General features: G+C 46.4%; 2 protein-coding genes. Both read right to left on the reverse strand.

Features of this window, described 5'->3' with window-relative positions; translation table 11 throughout:
• Positions 1-30: 30 nt before the first annotated feature.
• Positions 31-12108, reverse strand: a complete 12078-nt coding sequence (locus QNM18_RS18695; RefSeq protein WP_284138109.1) for a non-ribosomal peptide synthetase — start codon at positions 12106-12108, stop codon at positions 31-33.
• On the reverse strand, positions 12105-21995 hold the full coding sequence (locus QNM18_RS18700) for a non-ribosomal peptide synthetase (RefSeq protein ID WP_284138110.1): 9891 nt from the start codon (positions 21993-21995) through the stop codon (positions 12105-12107). Before QNM18_RS18700 ends, QNM18_RS18695 begins: the two co-directional genes overlap by 4 nt.
• Positions 21996-21997: the final 2 nt, after the last annotated feature.

Consider the following 21997-nt stretch of genomic DNA (forward strand, 5'->3'; position numbering starts at 1 on the left):
ACTAGGTAAGATAAAATTACAACATAATATTTACATTTTGCCGTGCAGTATGTAGTGATCTTCTATCTGTTCAACGAGTGCTTTCATATCCGTTGTCTTTTGCAATATCGACAGGTGATCACCTGTGATTTCCAGCGTATCTAAATTCGCCACCACGCGCTGCCAGCCCATGTCCAATTTCACTGCTCGCCCCTCAAATTCAGTGGTGTTTTCGGCTTTGATTACTGTGACTTTTGTATCTATCAGTGGTTTATCAATTGCCACATCTGCCAGTACTTGCGCTTTGTAAACTTGATAAAAATTGCTTAACTGCTGCACTGATATCTGCACATCTTTTTGTGCGAGCCACTCTGACAAAATCGCTAACTTTGCCATTCCAGCCATTTGAATATAGTGCTCAATTTCATTTTGTCGCGGCGAAATACAGAAAAAAGTGCACAAGTCTTGCAACATAAATTTATCAATTTGTTGCGCATCCACAATTGGTTTGGTTTTGCTTGGTAGTGGTGTATCTAAAATAGTCAGGGAATCACAGGTAAAACCGCTACTTTGTGAGAATTGAGCCAACTCGTAACCGATAAATGCGCCAAATGAATGTGCAACAATATGTGCACGAGCAAACTCGGTCTGGTTCTGCAGCGCATCTAAATAGTGTTTGCCGGTCAAGTGAATATTGCCAATCAGTTCGGGGTTATCGGCAATAGCGTCAGGTTGCAAACCATACACAGGAATGCGTTTGTCGAGCATATTCACCAATTTGACGAACGACAATAACAAACCGCCTGCACCTGCTATGACTACTAGCGGCGTGAATCCGATTTCGCCTTGTTGTAAGCACATTAACGTATTCGACATATCGCTTTGCTGCGACTGAGAAGACAACTGTGAGTCTATATAACTCGCCAGTTTTCTCACTGAACTATGCTGCAAAATCGCCGCGATTGGCACATTTAAGTGTAGTTGAGACTGGATTTCAGCAACCAACTGCATGATCAGTAGAGAGTGACCTCCAAGTGCAAAGAAGTCATCATCCAAGCCCACTTTATCCACTTTGAGCAACAAACCAAATTGTGCTGCAATGCGTTTTTCGAGTATGCTTTGTGGTGCTTCTACTGCATCAGTGTGAAGAGACAACGCTTGCGCTCGCACAGTCAAAGCTCGGCGATCTAACTTTCCGCTCGCTGTATGTGGTAATGCATCAATAGGCTCGATGATATTGGGCACCATATAACTAGGTAACTTAGTACTAAGCTCCAAAGTAACCTGTGACATGTCTTGGCATGAGGGTAGCCCTTCAACAAAAGCAACCAACTGCTCATTATCACTGCCATCTTGACGCACCACGACGGCACAACTTGCGATGCCGTCAATTGTCATAAGTTGGCTTTCAATGTCAGCGAGTTCGATACGATAGCCGCGCACCTTAACTTGACCATCACGACGGCCTAAAAAGACCACTTCGCCTCGCGTATTCACTTTCACCAGATCGCCTGTTTTATAGAGCCTCAGTCCGGATTCTGGGTGACGAATAAACGCTTTAGCAGTCTTTTGTTCATCGCCTAAATACCCTCTCGCGAGTCCGGCCCCACTGATGTAGAGCTCCCCTACCACATAGTCAGGTACCGCTCTGAGCTGAGCATCCAACACATGTAGTTGCAGCCCAGCAACAGGCCGCCCAATCGCGATATCATCGTCTTCCCATTGGGTAACTTCTTGCAACGTTGCAGATATAGTTGCCTCCGTTGGTCCATAGGCGTTTATCAATCGTATGCTTGAGCTCTGGTGCTGCTGCCATGCTTTAAGCGCTGCTAGCTGCATTTGCTCACCACCAATGGTGATGAGTCGTAAGCCTGGATTAAATTGCAATGGGGCTGCACATAATTGATGCCAGTAGGCAGTCGGTAAACTCATTAAACTGATATCAGCCTCATGAGTTAACTGACAAAGCCTTTGGGTGTCGAGTAATTGAGACTGCTCACTCATTACCAAAGTGGCCCCATTGAGCAATGTACAAAAAACCTCTTCGGCAAATACATCAAAGCTAAAGCTGGCAAATTGGAGGTAGTTGTCTTGCGGCGAAATACCGTACTGCGCTGACAATGAGTTGACGTAGTTTAAAATACTACGCTGTTCAACCATTACCCCTTTTGGCACCCCGGTCGTGCCCGAGGTATAAATCACATAGCCCAAGTCTGCGCTTGTCATCTCTCGCTCTACTGGCAGCTCAGAATAACTTGTGAGTAAATTATTTAATTCACCGTACAGGTAAGTTGAGCAAGGTACATTTTCAGCTTGCCAAATCACCTGATCAGCCAAAACCAAAGAGGCATTGCACGACTCGACAATCTGCTGTTTTCGCTGTTGAGGTAGGCCCGAGGTCATCGGCACATAGGCCGCCCCTGCTTTTAATACGCCGAGAATTGCCACTATCAATGAAGGGCTCGGTGCGAGACAAAGGCCTACAATGGGTTGCTCTAGATGATGCCCAAATTGCTCGACAAGCCAATGGGCGAGCTGGTTAGAACGTTTATCCAATTCTTGATAGCTCAGCGTCCTACTCAAGGAATCTTGCTTATCGGCAAAATATGCGATAGCTGTTTCTTCGCCATATGCCGCAGCCGTTTGCGCAAATGCAGCAGGTAGTGTTTGCTCTCGTGCAACTTGATGTAAGGTGTTCGAGTCGGACTCGAATGGACCAGAGTTTAGCTCAAATGTAGCAAAAGCAGTGTTGTCTTGAGGCGTCAGACAATGTGCCAACTCATTCAGCTTGCGCTGCGGGTTTGCACAGACTTGTGTTAGCAAGTGGCTGAGCATCGCAACAAATTGCGCGCCGTGACTCCGTGTAAGTAAGTTACTTTGATAACACAAAGTCAGCGACAACTGCTGCTCACCGCCAACAACTAAGGTCAGCGGGTAGTGTGTTTGATCCCGGTAGTCACTACCAATGATGTCAAAAGGTAGATCCGGCCCTTGCGTCAATGGCGACGTCGGATAATTTTCAAACACATAAAGTACATCAAAAAGGTCTTGGCTATTGTCAATGCGACTCCAGCGGTGCACGTCACTCAAACTGGAATGAGGGTGCTCACTTAAAGCTGTCACGTTCTCTTTAAACTGCTGTAAAAAGGTCGCCACACTCATGTTCATGTCTACCTCTGTGTAGACCACTTGAGTGTTGATGTACGGGCCGACTCTATCAGCCATATTGCTCAATTGAGCTGGACGCCCTGCAATGGTCTGCCCAAACATCACATCCTTTCGACCACAACAAACACTCAGCCAATATGCAAACACTCCTTGGATCATATGATTAGATGTCAGACCCAATTCGGCCGCGCTCTGTCCAATGGCATTACACAGCGACTCATTGAGCACTTCATGCTGTTCGATATACTCTATGGCAGACGTCGCACCAGAATTTAAATGCTCGCTGATTAACATTGGCGTATCAAGCTCCGCTAGATAGCTTTGCCAAAAGCACGTTTCTTTTTTTATGTCGCGCGCCTGTATATAACCAATAAAGTCGGCAAAATTATCCTGCTGAATGGCAGCGCGATACCCAGCGATCCGCGCCCGATAAAAACGTAAAATCTCGCTAAATAAAACCGGTAAAGACCACCCATCCATGATCATATGGTGATAAGTCCAAATAAACCCAACGCGCTGCGCCGACATGGGCACAAGTTGCACCCGCATGCTATGACCACCATCTAAGGCGGGTCCTTGGTCATACGCTTGACGCGCCTTCACCTTCATATACTCAGCCTGTGCGTCTACTGCGACTTCTTCACACGCAACAATTTCAACGGGCAGTTCACTTTCGCGCAATACAACTTGAACTGGCTGACCATCAACCATCGAGAAGCGACTGCGTAAAATACTATGTTGTTTGATAACCTGCCGCCAAGCATACACAAATGCCTCGCAGTCAAACTCACCGGCAAAGGTAAAACAACACTGCTCAAGGTAGGGACTAACAGACTCATCATTAGCTTTGGCCAATTGAGTCTGAAACCACATGCCCTGCTGTAATGGGCTCAATGGATAGATATCTTCCACCGAATCAATTGGGTATTTCGCAATCAACTGATTGAGTTTTCTCTCAGAGCACGCTGGCAATAAACTGAAGTCACTCTGGGTATAATGGCGTACTTGCTGTTGCGTACAGTGTAAAACCACCGTATCAATGGCACGGTGTAGATGCTGAACAAATGCTTCTGCTGCATCTGACGACACTCTTTGTGTATCAAATTCAAATTGAACGGATAAACAAGCATCTTGAATGGCAGAGGTCATTTGCATGGCATAAAAACAGTGATTGTTTGCACTTATCAATGTCCCTGATGACTCTGTGACATCACTGATCACACTGCCTGTTTGGATCACACTGTCAAGCTGACCAAGATAATTGAAAAAGACCAGCCCATTGGTGTCTAGATGCAATGCCTCTCGTACCGCAGGGTCAGGATGAAAATAGCGTAAAGCGCCAAAATCACTGCCCTTATTTTGCGTTGCAGCCAGTGTTTCTTTGACTTGGCATATTATATCGCTGAGTGCATTCGAATTGACATACAAATGCAGCGGATACATAGCTGTCATCCAACCAAGCGTTTGACTACTGTCGATACTGTTTTGCGATATATCACGGCCATGTCCTTCCATCATGACCACATGTGATTGCGCACCGTACAACTGATTAACTGTTAAGTGCAATGCCGACAGCAATAGCACTTGAATATTAGTGCCGTAAGGCTGATTAGCATGGGTCAACAAGGCTTGAGTCATTGAACTAGACAGCTGCAATTGCCGTTTACCCAAGGCGTATTGTTTTGTTATTGAGGTATCTATCTCAAATAACACCTGTGCTCGCGCCGCTTGCACGGTCAACTGCCAATCAGTGCTTTTTGCTGTGTGTTCAGCATGATCTACAAATGCCTTGGCGACCTGTTGAAGGCTAACAGGCGGACACGGCAATGTCGTCGCTTGTCCATTGCTACTCGCTACAATTCCCTGAGATAAATCTTCCAACAAAATACGCCACGACACACCATCGACTAACAAGTGGTGTGCAATGATACACAAGCGGTTTTTGTCGCTGTGAAGCCCACTCTTAACAAATAGAAAGCGAATTAATGGTTCACCATTAAAACATAAGCTCTGCTGATATTGCTCACATAAACGCTGCAATTCACCTTGCCAATGGGAAGCATTACTTAAATCCGACACGTGCAATAAAGAAGTTGCCGATACATGCTCACTAAAATGCATGTTCTGACTACTAGAGTGGTTCACAACTAACCTCAAGCTATCATGGCGTGAAATTAAAGCCGTGATAACTGCACTTAATTGGCTTGCTTCAATGCCTTTGTCTAGCCCCAACATCACTGCTTGGTTCCAATGGGTCGGCTCTTCAAACTGCTGCTCAAAAAACCACTGCTGCGCAGGCAGCAAGGTGGCTGTTCCACAACTGGCCACATAGTTTGATTGAACATCATTTAATGTTTGGCTCTGACCAATGTGGGCGCTCAACTGCGCTACACTAGGATAAGTAAATACATCTGAAACAGCCAGCTCAACCCCTTGAACTCGGGCGCGTGTGGCGATCTGAATACTGAGAATAGAATCCCCCCCCATAGCAAAGAAGTCATCTTCCAAACCGAGTGTGGGGCATTTGAGTAGTTCCCGATAAATACTAAGCAGAATATCGCTATGCGCTGAAGCTGTAGTTTGCATCTGAGAAGCAACTGGCAAAGTGGAAGTGACGACCTTGCCAACTCGGGCGCGCAGTGCACCTTTATCAAGTTTGCCATGGGAAGTCAGTGGCATATTGGCCAGCAATAGGTATTCACTGGGCAGCATGTGTGCCGGCAACACCTGTCTCAACTGAGCGTCTAACTTGGCGGACAGGGCCCGCTCTTGCAATTGGCCTGTTTGCGTCACAAATGCGATAAGTCGAGGTCGAGCACCATCGTCATCACACAGCAGTACCGTCGCCTGCTCTATGCCTGGCAATTTACTGAGCTGCGCCGCGATCTCATCGAGCTCGATACGGTAGCCGCGCAACTTCACTTGGTCATCATTGCGCCCAACATAAGCAACACGCCCGCAAGCAAGCTGTCGAACTAAATCTCCACTGCGATAAACGCGCAACGTCTCACCACTGGGCGCAGTCCACAGTTCAAACCGCTCATCCGTTAAATCCTGACGATTTAGATAGCCACTCGCTAAACTGGCACCAGCAATATACAGCTCACCAATGGCCCCTGCGGGCTGTTGCTGCCGCTGTTCATTGAGGATCAATAATTGCGTGTTATCAATTGGCAGGCCTATATCCGGTACATCTAAATTAAGGTTAACTATCCCTGATGTCGTTACAACAGCGCTTTCGGTAGGGCCATAATTGTTGACGAGTTTAAAACCATGACGAGTCATATCAACTTGACCCAGCTTATCGCCACCGACCAGCAAATAACGCAAGGTTTTAGGTGAAAACTCGTGATCCGCCATCACCGCTTGTGCCACTGGGGTCGCCAAAAAGCTATGTGTTACGCCATGCTCATCCATAGTTTGAGTCATCAAGCGTGCGTCACTGTAGTGTGCTTTTGCTACGAACAACAAGGTCGCCCCCGATACCAAATAGGGCCACACCTCCCAAGCCGCAGCGTCAAACGCGACACTGGCTGTCTGTGTCGAAACCGATTGTGCGTTCACCAAAAAGGTGCGCTGATGCCACTGACACAGGTTCATCAAACCTCGATGTTTATTCATCACTCCCTTAGGCTGACCTGTTGTGCCCGAGGTGTAAATCACATAGGCAAGTTGCTCTGAATTAGTTGGCAGTGGTCGCGACGCGCATTCTTTAAAGGCGTCTAAATTCAATGTATCTAAATTGATAAGCGCTTGTGTTTCAATGCCTGAGAGCTTCAATAAATCAGAATATTTAGAGTTTGTAAGTACAAACTTACACTGACTATCCTGCGCAATATAACGAAGTCGCTCCAAGGGGTATTCAGGGTCAACAGGCACATAACAACCGTCAGCTCTCATCACCGCCAGCATCGCCTTTACCCATATACTACCTGCTGGCAAGCACACCATAACTCGCTCTTGTGCTTGCAATCCAGCAGACACTAAATACGCTGCCAGCTGCTCAGCAAAACACAGTAATTCACCATAGCTCGTGCTACTGCCTTGCGGGTCAATTAGCGCCACTTTGTCGGCCAATTGAGAGTTTTGATGCGCCCAAAGTGGTGTTAAAATACTGGGGGAATTAATTGCGTGTGTCTCTCCACACAGCATATGCTCACGCCAGCGATTACCCGCCACTAAAGGTATATCAACTATCGGCTGCATAATATCTGTCACAGCCGACTGCACAAAGGTCGTAAAAGCATCTGCTAAGTTTTTTATACTGCTGTAATTGAATAGCTCGGAATCAAATACCCAATTCAATCGGATCCCATCAGACTGTTCGCTACATGTCAGTTCTAATTCAAATTTCGCGTGGGTTTGCGGTTGTTCAAGTGAACAGGCCTCAAGTCCATCCAGCAATAACTGACTGTCTTCTTTGGGATCAAAAGCGAAACTAATTTGAAACAGACTGTGGTGACTTAGATCTTTATGCTGCTCACACAATTCCACAATTTGCTCAAACGGTAACGATTGATGAGTGTGAACTGCCAAAATGTGCGCTTTTTGTTGCGCCAGCACATCGTGTAAAGACATTTTCTCAGTAAACTGCGTGCGGATAGGCAGTACATTAATGAAAAAGCCAACAATATGCTTCAACTGTGCATTCTCGCGGCCAGAAAACGGCGAGCCAATGACCACATCTGAAACCTGGCTAATACGTGCTACGCACAAAGAGAATAACGTGTGTAACCACATAAAATGACTAACGCCCAATGACTGACACTGGGCTGTTATCTGTTGGCATAGCGACCTGTCAAAATAACTCTCATACTGAGCCCCCAGCCGCAATGATTGGTTGCTTCTTGCCCCATCGAGTGCCAAGCTATGAACTTTAGGTGCTCCTGCCAAATGCGCTTGCCAAAACTCTCTATGTGACTCACCAGCGAGACCTTGCAAATGCGCTCTTTGCCAAACAGCATAATCCACATATGTAAGCGCAGCTTCGTTTTCCATGCCGACAACCTGTTTACTCCCTCCTCGTGCCTGTTGATATGCTTGGGCGAGATCTTGAACAAGACGACGTAAAGACTGTGCGTCACAGGCTATGTGGTGCAAATTAATACGCAACTTAAATTGAGTAGGAGCTGTTTTCAATAGCAATACCCTAAGCATCAGATCGTGTTCTAAATCAAAAGCACATTGACCATCATCACGCTGTAATTTAAGCCAAGCCACCTCAATTTGCTGCGGCGATTGACCACTGACATCACGCACAACCAATGGGCTTTTTCTGCATGGCTGAATAACCTGTTTCGGCACACCTGCTTGGTCCACAATCAGTAGGGTTCTTAATATAGGATGTTGCTCTAACACCTGAAGCCAGGCCTGCTCAAAAGCGGGAATATCTAACTCACCTTGCAGTGAGAATGACATAGGCACATGATATAAAGCGTGATTATGTGACCTTCCTTGCAAATTATCTAACGCCCATAAACGTTGCTGTGCAAAAGATAAGGGGCCTGTAGTTTGATGTGTGGGTGATATTAATGTCTCAGTCTCCTGAGACGACAATGGCTTTTCGTTGACCGAATTGGCCAGTGCTTTGACACTCGGATATTGAAAAATATCGCTCAGAGATACATCCAGCGCATACTGAGACTGCAAACAATGGCTCAGCTCAACAGCAAGCAAAGAGTGACCACCTAGGGTGAAAAAGTCATCGTGTAACCCGATGGTTTGCGGGCATTGCAACACTGACTTGAAAGCCGCTGCGACTTGACATTGCACTTTAGTAACTGGCACCTCAAATTCAACTTTGCTGTCTTCCCATTGATGCTGCGCTCGCAATGCTTTTTTATCCACTTTGCCATTGGCTGTCAGTGGAATACGCGGTAACAACGACAAGGTCGTCGGCAGCATAAAATCAGGGAGCGTCTCTTTTAGAAAAGCAGTTAACTGAGACCTCAAATCAGTAAACTCAGCACCTTGATGCTCGGTAATAAATGCCGCGATATAGGCGCCTTGCACAGGATGCTGATTAAGTATTACCACCACCTCATCAACCCATGGGTGCAACCTCAGCTGATTTTCTATTTCCCCCAATTCAATACGATAACCTCTGACTTTTACTTGGTCGTCTATTCGACCAATGTATGTCATTTCGCCATTTGGAGATAAGCGTACCAAATCTCCCGAACGGTAGAGACGCTCACAGTGTCCTGCGGCTAGACTCAACTCTGAAAATCTCGCCTGATTCAGCTCTGGACGTTGCCAATAACCTCGTGCAACCCCTTCCCCACCAACATATAACTCACCCACAGCTCCTTGAGGCAATAGTCGCTGTTTATCATCTAACACATAGCAGGAAGTGGTATAAATAGGTTGGCCGATATTGCTTTGTCCAAGTGTTAGATCATCGTCACTTAATTGTTTAAAAGTCACATGCACAGTGGTTTCGGTGATCCCATACATGTTGATCAACTGGCAACTGGGCAGCAATTTACGCCATGGCCTAATTTTACTTGGCTGTAGTGCTTCACCGCCAAAAATGACGTAGCGCAGTGCAGCTGTCTGGCGAGTTTCATCCAGCAATCGCTGCATGCAACTTTGCAATACATAAAACGCACTTGGAGTTTGATTTAAAACACTGACTTGTTCTTTTAACAATAGCTGAGCAAACGCTTGAGTATCTTTAGCCGTTGCCTGATCTACCACCACCAGCTTTGCGCCAAACAGCAGTGCGCCATACATTTCCCACACAGAAAAATCAAAGCAAAAAGAGTGAAACAAGCTCCATACATCTAATTCATTGAAATCAAATAAACTTGGCTCTGTAAACAGCAAGCGAACCACGTGACGGTGCTCTATTTGCACCCCTTTTGGCTTACCTGTGGTGCCAGAGGTATAAATGACATATGCGAGTTGTTCAGGTCTGATCACAGGTGCGTCGTAGCGACAATTTAAATACGCTGATATCGCATCTTCAGCAACCACACATGTCACATCTAAATGAGAAAACTGCACGGCTGTTTGTCTGTCACACAGCAATAACTCGCTGCCTACATCCGCCAAGATATAATCTATTCTCTCTTGAGGGTAACTTGGGTCAATCGGCACATAGGCCCCACCCGCTTTTAGTATGGCAAGTAAAGAGATCACCATCTCATTGCTGCGAATCATACTCACAGGCAGTAGCTGCTGAGACTGAATACCTTGTGCTACCAAAGCACAGGCGAGGGCGTCAACTCGCTGATCAAGTTCACCATAAGTGAGAGCTTGTTTGCCGTCGGTAATTGCAATACGCTCTGAACAACGCACAACTTGGTAATCAAAAAGTGACACAATACTGTGCTGTTGTGGCCAACTCACCTCATGACATTGCGTCTGAGACAGTAACTGTTGCATGTGTTGAGCGTCTAGCAGTGGCAGCGATCCGACAGCCATAGCTGGATTCTGTACAATGGCCTCTAACATCACAGCAAAACTGTTCGCCCAATTTTGAATCGTCTCAAAGTGGAACAAATCGCTGTCATACTTCCAAGTTAAGCTCAACACTTGGCCATCTAACTGGGCATGTAGTTCCAAATCGCACTTCACGGCCACAGGTTGCGCATTGCCGTCTTTGGACTCACTGACTTCAAGACCGTTCAACTCTAGCTGACTGGGTTGAGATTGGGTCAATGAAAACAAAATTTGTACTAGCGGATGGTGGCTCAAATCTCGGCTTTGGCCGAGTTGTTCTACCAATTTGTCAAAGGGCAGAGCCCGATATTCAAGCGACGCCAAGTTTCGCGCTTTTTGCTCGGCAAACCACTGCTCACATGACAGATTACTGTCAATTTTAGCGTGCATCACCAAAGTATTAACGAACATCCCTATAAGGTGCTCTAGTTCAGGGTGATCTCGACCTAGCACAGGCGTACCAACAACAACGCTTGACTGCTGATTTATACGAGCAACAAATAGCATAAAGCTGCTTATCAACCACATAAACAACGAACTTTGCTGTGCCGCTGACACGGCGATAATTCGCTGACTCAATAACTCGGGCAAATGCTGAATATATCTCGCTCCATGATCAGTTTGTATCGCTTGCCTTGGTTTATCGCTCGGTAAAGATTGTAGCGGCTCTAGTCCTGCTAACTGCGATTTAAAGTAGTTGATATGCGGTATAAAGTAATCGTCATTTAAATGTGATTGTTGCCATGCAGCATAGTCTAAGTATTGCCGCTCAAGGATCGGTAGCTCAGGCGATGTATTGCTAACATTCGCATTGTAGATAGCTGCAATTTCTGCGACTAAATTAGTCATAGAAGCACCATCGGACACAATATGATGCATATTGAAAAAGAGTTTGTGCTGCTGCACATCAGACACAACCAAAACTCGGATCAAGCAGTCTTTATCGAGCTTAAAAGGCCGCTTACAAAACGCCTCGATGTGCTTATTTTTGTGGCTCTCTTTGTCTGGGGCAGCGAGGAGGTTCAAATCCACATATTCGAACGGTACACTTTCTGTATCTTGGATAACAATATAAGGTTTGCCACTGGATTCAGGCCCTGCAACAAAGCGACAACGTAAGCTTTCATGTCGCTGTATTACTAACTCAATGGCGTTTTTCATCGCTTCTATATTGAGGCTACCAGTTAAACAAAAAGAGGCAGGCATATAATACTGTCGACCGCCTTGCAGCTGCTCAATAAACCACAACCCCTCTTGTGCAAAACTGAGTGGCAAGCGTCCACTGCGGTCTGCCCGCGGGATCAGTTCAGGCGCAGTGGCGGTGTCTCTTTGTGCCTGCTTTTGAAAATATGCGACTAAATTGGCTTTATTGGCAACCACCTTGGCTTTCAACTGTTCGGGAAACCCCTGTTTTTGACGAAACGCTAACTTGCCATCTTTTTCGTACAAGGTAACGCCAGCATCCAACGCTTGTGTGATTAATTCTTCTATCTCTTGTAACTGAGTGTTTATCACAGGAACATCTCCTCTGACGAATCACTTTCGTTATCAGTACGTTGAGTTTGCTCATAAGCAGTATGGATCCTAACCCACTTGGTCAAAGCGGCAATGCTTGGGCGTTCAAATAAGACCTGCATCGGCACAGTAATATTCAATTGCTCTTGCATCAAGCCGACACATTGTGCGGCCAATAGTGAATGACCGCCAAGGGTGAAGAAGTTATCGGTAATGCCAAATGTTTCAACGTCCAACACTTGAGCAAAAATGGTATGTAATGCACTTTCCAGCTCAGTGCTTGGCGCGATAATGCTTTGCGTTTCACGGCATTGCTGCGCCCACGCATACAGCCGCGCAACATCAAGCTTGCCGTTGCTTGTCAAAGGTAAATGGGGCACTTGAATATATCGATGGGGCAACATATAAGCAGGTAACTGTAAAGCGAGCTCTTCGCTATAGGCCATGCTGCAAACTTCATCCATTAATTGTGGTTGTTGCTCCATATCATTTGGTGTGTTTTCGAGAACCAAATAGGCTTCTAAGTTATCCCTTTTATCATTAAGTAGTACCCGTGCTTCTCGCACCCCAGTTTGCTGTTTTAAGTGGTGGGCAATCTCGCTCAATTCAATTCGATAACCGCGCAGCTTTACTTGTTCATCTGCGCGTTCACAAAAGACCAGCTGTAAACTCCGAGACGCAGCTTCCCACTGCCACTTCGCCTTGTCTCCTGTGCGATAGAAGCGCTCCTCTCGACTTGACGTCGCGAGCGTTAAGTTGACAAATTTATCTTGATTAAGGTGTGACTGACCCAAATACCCCATCGTCACCCCTTTCCCTGATACATATAATTCTCCTAACACACCGACGGGCACTGGCTGATGGAATTCATCAAGTATCACGCAGTGACTGTATGGCATGCCTTGTCCAATTGGCACATCATGCAGTAAGGCTGCTCTCAACTGCGCAATAGTTTTACCGTTGCATCGATAAATACTCGTGCCAACGGTCGCCTCTGTTGGACCGTATTCGTTTACCCATTGCACCTCTGGCAGAAAAGTATCTAGCTCGCTCAACAAACTACACGGGAGCACCTCTCCACCCACAATCACGTGGTGCTGGGCATTAAATTGGCGCTTAAGAGACAGCCGGTTGGCCACTTCCAACGCACCTTGAAGATGCGCAGGGGTTACTTTGAACAGACAAGACTCGTGATCAAAAAGGCGCTTAGCCAGTTCAACCAGCATAGTATCATTGTCTTCTAGCAGCTCGACCCCTAACCCAGCTAACAGTCCACCCCACAGAGATGTCACAGTCGCATCAAAAGCAACTGGGGTACTGACGACAGCGCGGTTTAATGCGCCATTGGTATACTCACGAATAGCGAAAGATAAATAGTAATGTAGGTTCTGATGACTGATCTGCACACCTTTAGGCTGCCCTGTCGTACCCGAGGTATAAATTACGTAGGCCAATGCATCAACATGAGGAATAGGTAACCGCTCTTGACTGACCGTTTCAGGCCAACTTGCACTGTCACTCACTGAGAACAAAGTTAAAGGAGACTGCGCAACAGAGTCCGATAAATTGGCCAATTCACGCAGTAAACAATCACTGGTGATAAGCCCTGTCGCTCCACTGTCTTGCATAATATACTGCATCCGTGCAGCGGGGAGTTTTGGGTCCACCGGCACATATGCGCAACCAGCTCTAAGCACAGCCAACAGCGTCACTGTCATATCCACATTAGGTGGTAAACAAACAGCTAATTTATCGCCCGCCGTGATGCCACTCTCTAGCAGGTGATGTGCAAAACATCCAGCTCGTTTCCATAGCGCACCATAGTTGAGAGACTGACCATGTGCGTCGGTTACTGCAATGCGGTCTTTGTGCATGTACGCCACATTTTCAAAGCGCTCATGTACACACACGGGCACATCATGCTCACACGCCGCCTCAGGCTTTTTCGTCAGCTTACGTTTTTGTTCTTCCGTTAAAATATCCAAATGACTGACAAGTTGATCTGAGCTCGACAGCGCCGCATTCACCAATACGGTATATGCCTCTGCCATTGACTGAATGGTATGCGCTGTAAATAACGCGCTACTGTAGCGCCACTCAATTTCAATCTCTCCGCTTTGCTCCGTGGCGTTCACCTCCAAGTCAAACTTCATATTAGGCGTATCATCGCACTCTTCTTCAATATGTAGGTCCGGAAGAGCCACATCCACAACATCGTTATTTTGCAGTGCAAATAAAATCTGAAACAGTGGCTGATGGCTTAAACTGCGCTGTGGTTTTAGCGCCTCAACAACTTGTTCAAAAGGCAATGATTGGTGAGCGAAGGCATCAAGGATCACCGTTTTTTGCTGCGCTAGCCATTGATTAAACGTCATCGTGTGATCTGCCTGTGCGCGAATAACAACAGTGTTGACAAAAAAGCCGATTAAATCATTGAGCTGGCGCTGAACGCGGCCAGCCACAGGCGAGCCAATTGCCACATCATTTACGCCGCTATAGCGCATTATCAAGAGTGCAAAGACACTATGTAACCACATAAACAAGGTCACCGACTCATTTTGACAGTGTGCTTTAATTGCTTGAGTTGTTGCAGCATCAAGTCTCAACGTTAACCGCTTACCAGCCAATTGCTGAACCTTTGGACGAGCAAAATCTAACGGCAACTGATGCAAGGTCGGGCTATCTGTCAATTGAGATTGCCAGTAATTGATTGCTTTTTGCTGTTTTTGTGGTGTGTAAAACCCTCTTTGCCAGTGAGCAAAATCGGCATATTGCACAGCCAGTGGCTGGGTCAGTTTGTGCGGCAATTCAAACTTATTTTCACCACTGTGGTGACGATAAAATGCGATGATCTCATTCACTAATATCGCCATAGACCAACCATCACTGGCAATATGATGCATATTAAAGTGCACCCAATATTCCCTTTGAGCCCGTTTCACCACAACCACACGAAGCATAACGTCCTGGCTTAAATCAAAGGGCTTTTGGCATAATGTCGCTTTGATCTGAGCTTCTCGCAGTTGCTGCTCTGAAGGGGTTAGTGCTGAGATATCTTCAACGACCAACGGTACTTCTACATGCTCTCTAATTAGCTGCTCTGGTGACTCTCCACTGGCGCCGGGCAATACAATAGTCCTTAGCACTTCATGGCGCTGAATTACGCGCTTCAGAGCTGTGCCAAACGCCGCTAGGTTTAAATCCCCTGAAAAAGTAAAACTGGCGGGCATCTGATATTGCGTACTGCCATTTTGTAATTGATCGATCAGCCACAATCGCTGCTGAGAAAAAGACAAAGGCAGTGTTATTGAGCGTGAAACAACAGGTATGTCATCGTCCACTGTGAGCCTTTCAAATTTCGGTAATGCCTCTGCAAGTGCTGCTATGCTCGGGGTTTTAAATAATTGAGGTAAGGTAATATCCAGCTGCATTTGTTGTCGAATTTGGCTTATTAATTTGATGGCCAATAACGAGTGGCCGCCAAGTTCAAAAAAGCTATCTTCTATCCCTATTTGGGTCGCTGGTAAAATTTGCTGATAGAGCGTAAATAGCGTTTGCTGTAACGCCGTTAACTGTACATGCTGTCTACTTGAAGCCGTATCAACGTTCTTTTTTTGTTGCAACTCAGATTCAAGTGCAGCCATTAATGCCGCTTTGTCCACTTTGCCATTTCGCGTTAATGGCATCACGGTAACTACATGAAATACAGCGGGTAACATATACGCAGGGAGGTGCTCCGAAAGCTGATGTCGCAATTGTCGCTCAGACATACTTGGCGCCTGTTGCCACATAATATGTGCCACTAACGTTTGCGTAGTGTCATCTACTGTCAGCACACAATCGGCTACCCCCTCTACATCCAAAATAATATCCGCAATAGCGTCTAAGTCGATGCGGTACCCTCGCAATTTAATTTGTTCATCAGCGCGCCCAAGGTAGCGCAGATAAGCTGGCTCTCCACATTCATCTAATTGCCATTTCACTCGATCTCCAGAGCGGTATACGGGCTGAGAATGGGCCCCTAAAATACCGCGCCTAGAAAACTTGCTTGCTGTTAATTCTGGCTGATTTAAATAGCCTGTGCTCACCATATTGCCGGCGATCAACAATTCTCCTGGCATATTGCGCGCAACAGGTTGATCAAACTCATCAACCACCAGCATAGTCACGCCATCAATTGGTAAACCTATTGGCACATCAGGGGCTTCAGACAATACTTCAGCAGGCATATTTGGCGGGATCTCAAACACACTCACTCCCACGGTAGTTTCTGTCGGTCCATACTCATTCACAATATGAATGTTAGGCAGCTTCCCTTTCAGCTTAACTACCACGTCCGAGCTCAGCGCCTCGCCACCCACTATTAATCGATGGGCCGTTTCACAAATTGCCGCCTCACTCGTCAGTGTTAATACAGCACGTAAATGAGCGGGGGTTAACTTAAATAAGGTGGCCCTAGGTGACCACAGCTTATCTATTAGCGCCGTAATTAATGTTGCTCCTTGCGACAAAATACTTAATTCGCCCCCGCTGATTAGCGTTGGAACGATAGCTGTGACCGTTGCGTCAAAAGCCATTGGTGTGCTCATAACACATGTAAGCGGTGCCATTATTGCGTAGTTACTGATGGCATGGTGTAGGTAGCCATGCAGATTGCCATGACTAATAGGCACGCCTTTAGGTTGCCCTGTCGATCCTGAGGTATAGATGATGTAACAACATTGCGCCGCAATTGGTTCTGCACACAGAGGCAAATCAGCTTGGTTTGGTGCGCTACTTGGATAGGCTGAGAGCAATGACTCTTGCTCTAGTGCATCGTCCAGCAATAAAAAGTCACTACCTGCTTCAATGAGCCTTTCTGCATCCTCGCTTAGTGCTAAAGTCAACATCACATCAGCATCTGAAAAAATATGCTGCAAGGTTTGGGGGGGTGTTTCATGATGTAATGGCACATAAATATGATTGGCTTTAAGCACCCCTAACATGGCGATGGGCACCAAAGGCCCAGCTGGTAGCGCTAATGCAATACGAGTTTGTGGCTCAAACGCCATCTCCAATAGACAGTGCGCCAACTGATTCGCTATTTGCTCAACTTTGGCGTAACTCCAGTTTTGCTCCGCAAAACTTATAGCTGTTTTATTTGGCTGTTGAGCTGCTATGTTGGAAAACTGAGCTGCCCACGAAGAAACCGTTGGGTCTACCAGTTCGATAGGCGCGGTCGCGCGAATAAACTTTTGTTGGGCATCATCATGCCATAATGCTAATTGCGACAATGCAATACTTGGCAGCTCAATACATTGGCGTAATACGCAAAGATATTGCTGGTGAAAAGCTTCAATACTGGCGCTATCCCACAGCGCAGTGTCATAAAGCCACTCAATACTGCATTGTTGCTGCCCATCTATAATACTCACTTCCAAATCTAGTTTGGCGCTGCGTGGACCTTGTGGCAGCAATTGGACGTCTAGCCCTTGCAGTTGCAAAGCTTCATTCACTTCGTTGTTGACTCGAAAAACGACTTGAGCCAGTGGATGAATCGAAAGACTTCGAGGCACATCTAACGCCTCAACCAATACATCAAAGGGCACCATTTGGTGCGCTTGCGCTTCTAAAAACTGCTCTTTACTCGCCGCCAATGCTGCGTCAAATTGCGTCTCTGGCGTGAATTTATCCCTCAATACCAGAGTATTGATAAAGTTACCTAACAGTGGCTCAAAAGCTTTTAATTCTCTCCCTGATACAGGGGTTGCTAAAATAATATCCCGCTGCTGTTGTGCTCTGCTCATCCACAGGCTAAACGCCGTTTTGAGTACCTGAAACAATGTGCTGTCGGTTTGCTGACAAAATGAGCGTACCTCCTCTCGCATTTGCCGTGGTATCTCAAAGCAAGCGAGCTCGCCCCCTTGAATCACCTGGTTTTGTCTAGCTCTATCGGTTGGCAGTGAATGTAATTGAGGCAGCTCTTTTAGTTCATCGCGCCAGTAGTTTAAACTTTGTTGCCATAGCTCAGTTTGAGATAACCGCTGCTGCCAATCAATATAGTCAATATAGCTGTATTCAGGCAGCCGTTCATTTTGCCCAGCCCCGGTTTGATATGCTTGACTCAGCGCCTCTGCCAGTACCGCTATTGACCATCCGTCGGAGACGATGTGATGCATGGTGATCAGCAACACATGCTCATTACTATTTAATCGCAGCAACGCAGCTCGAAGCATTAAATCACTATCTAACTCAAAACTTTGCTGCGCATCTGCTCGAATAAATTGGTCGATATTCGCTTGTTGTTGTTCTGCCACAGAAGTCGACATGTCCCGATATTGTAGTGAGAATTCGCGCGCTATATTGTCTTTTTGATAGGCAGCTCCCCGTTCATCCTGATGAAACGTAAAACGTAACATCGCATGGGCTTTTATTACTGACCTAAATGCACGCTCAAGGCGCTGGTGGTCTAATTCACCCGAAATTTTATAAGCGCCTTGCAGATTATATTGCTGGCTGTGACCTTGCATTCGGTCAATAAACCAAATCCGCTGCTGTGCAAAAGAAAGCGGGGATTGAGCTTGGTTAGCCACGTGATGTAGTGGTGTGGTATCAATTGAAGATTCTTGAGCTTCAACACACATGGCTAACTCAGCCACACTTGGATTAGCAAAAACCTGCTTCAAACTGAGCGACACAGCACACTGCGCTTTGATCTCATTGAGTAAGCGCATAGCAAGCAGTGAATGGCCGCCAATTGCAAAAAAGCTATGGTCGATACCAATACCAGTGCATCCAGTGAGTGACGCAAAAATACTGATTAGCTTATGGTGTAACGCGCTCTCTGGCTGACGCGTCGGAGCAGCCACCACGAGCTGTCGGTGTTGAAGTTGTTTACGGTCTATTTTGCCACTGCTAAGTTTTGGTAAAGTGGCTTGGCGAATTAAATACGCAGGGATCATATACCCCGGTAAGCATGCCTTGAGCTGCTGACGAATTCGCTGCTCGCACTGAGCCAAATCTGTATCCGAAGCATTCGCTACAAAATATCCTACTAAGGTATTTTGTTGGGCTACTTCACGGTAAATTACGGCAGCCAAATGCACATCATCCAGAGACTGCAACTTGCTTTCAATCTCAGCAATATCTACCCTAAAGCCATTTATTTTAGACTGCTTGTCGAACCGCCCAATAAACTCAAGCTGGCCGTCAAAATTGAGCTTAACGCAGTCGCCAGTCCGATAATAACGTCTCTGATGCTCCGCATCACAGGGTAAAGACACGAATGCCTTAGCGGTTTCTTGTGGATCATTGATGTACTCATTTGCAAGACTATCCCCAGCAATGTACAACTCGCCGGGCACGCCTTGCGGCACTGGCTGCTGCTGTGGATCCAAAACAGCAAACTGTACATGTTTAAATGGCCTACCAATCGGGATACATAGTGCTTCACTGTGTTCTAATACCTCATAGGTACAAACACCAATACAAGCTTCCGTCGGCCCATAATGATTGAAAATCTTCGCCTCTTTATTCAGAGATTGTAGCTGTTGTGTCAATGCCTCAGTGAGTGACTCCCCGCCTAACACCCACTGAGATATTGCAGGTTTTGAAGCCTGCAACCAAGGAAGCAGCGCATTAGCCAAAGAGGGGGTTAATTTAACCAAATTCACGTCATGTGCGACACAAGTTTGTACCAGCAGCTCGGGCTCAACGCTATCACACAGCACCACACAGCCCGCACCAGATAAAACGGGGAAGACGCCTGTCAGGCCTAAGTCCGTCGCAAGCCCAGTCACAACTGCCGAACAGGTGCTCTGATCGAAATGAATACGTTCAGATACGCCTGAGACATAGTTAATCAGTGCATGATGCGAAATCACCACCCCCTTAGGGTTACCTGTGCTGCCTGAGGTAAACATCACATAAGCTAGATCCGAACTTAACGGCATAGCTGGTAGGCCCTGAGTGGTACTCAATTTATGCAGGGCAATCGGATCTAAAACATCTATCCCCTTATTTTTAAGAACTTGCATATCTGGCAAGTGCTCACTGGCACACAATAACAACTGACTGTCCGCTTGAGCCATGATCTCCGCAACCCGCGCAGCAGGAGTCGCATCATCAATGGGCAAGTAGGCAACCCTTGCACGCATCGCACCTAACATCCAAACAAAACTTTGAATACTCCTGTTTACCAACAAGGTGATTGGGGTAGAAGTTTGCTGATTTAATCCATGTAACCTCGCTGCGACGTATTCTAACTGCGAGATCAATGCGGCATATGTCATCGAAATAGGCTGATGTTCAAATGCTAGACTAGGCTGGATCAATGCAATGTGTTCACTGTATTCCTGTGCATTTTGATAAAGTGCGTCTAATACTGTGCCTAAGCTTTGCTCTTCACCATCGGCGCTTGGCGCCAAAGCTAAACTTGCTGCGGAGTGCAGAATAGCTTGACTGCTCACTTGCAGTGAGGAGTCATATGCAGCATCGACTAGAGCAAGATAGTCTTCCCTCAACTGTTCAATAAAACGCGGATCAAATAAGTGTTTGGCATAATCAAAACTAAGCTGTACACCTTCTGCACAGTCATTCAAATTTAAAGTGAGATCAAACTTTGCGGTGTGATTATCAAGTGCAAACAGTTCGCTGCTTACGGTGTCGTTACCAACGGTTTGACCAGTAATACCATTGTAGTTAAAGAGAATTTGAAACAATGCCGAATGTGCCGTTGATTTGGTGATATCTAACGCGTCGATGATCTCTTCAACGGCAACACTTTGATACCGCAATCCCTCTTTGACTAATTCGTGGGTCGCGGTTAAAACTTGTTGCAAAGATAAATGCTCTGTCAGGGTTAAACGCAATGGTAATGTGTTGATGAAGCACCCTACCACATCCTCAAACTCAGGCTGGGTACGGTTCAAAACAGGGACTCCAAGGGTGATGTCCTTTGCTTGTCCATAGCGGTATAGCAGTACGTAAAATATTCCCAAAAAACCCGCAAATTGCGTCACGCCCAATTGCTTGCATAGCGCACTAAAGCGCGCAGCTTTTGGTTGTGGTATCAGCGCCTCAGCATGTGCACCGAGATACTCTTTGTGGACCCCTCTGGGCTGACTGGTCGGTAATTCGAATACTTCAAGGCCAGTCAGTTTTTGCTGCCAATAGTTGAGCTGTTGCTGGTACTCATCACTTTGCTGATACTTGTTTTCCCAGTGAACAAAATCCAAATACTGCAATGTCATGGGCTCGCTTGCCAAGCCCGCCAATTCGTCAACGAGAGATTGGGTAAAGAGACGAATAGACCAACCATCTGCAACAATGTGATGCATACACACATATAGCCAGTGGCCCTGCCCTTGATCCACCAGTAAGCGTGCCCGAACCAGCAAATCATGTTCCAAGTCAAATTGATATGACAGCTCATCTTGTATCAAGGATGACGCTGACGCAAAGTCGTCTGCCTCAGGTGCACCCTGTTGCTGAAGTATCAGCTTGGCTTCCGGGTTAACCAGCTGTACAACCTCATCGCCTTGCTGTTTAAATTGGCTTCGCAGTACATCATGGCGCTGCAATACCGCATTTATAGCCTGTTCAACCTGCTCTGCACTGTAGGCTTTTGATAACCGCAAGAGCCCAGCCATATTGTAGGCACATAAATGTGCTTCATATTGCTCGATAAACCAAATCCTTTGTTGAGATCGGGATAGTTTGCCTAGCTTTTGGTGATGCCGTTGCATATAAGTAATAAGTGCTTGCTTGTGCTCCTTTATCAGCGCTAACTTTTGTGCCGGAATGTCATTATGCCGGCTTCTGAGCTTTAAACGCCCATCTTGTACATATAAAAAAATCCCTTGGCCATCCAACTCGGCCAACAAAGTTTTAATCGCTGAATTTTCCATTT

This window comes from Pseudoalteromonas obscura (genome assembly GCF_030135505.1).
GTDB classification, from domain to species: domain Bacteria; phylum Pseudomonadota; class Gammaproteobacteria; order Enterobacterales; family Alteromonadaceae; genus Pseudoalteromonas; species Pseudoalteromonas obscura.

Coding starts and splice junctions, on each gene's coding strand:
- QNM18_RS18700 (WP_284138110.1), bottom strand. CDS start 21,995: ATGGAAAATTCAGCGATTAAAACTTTGTTGGCCGAGTTGGATGGCCAA.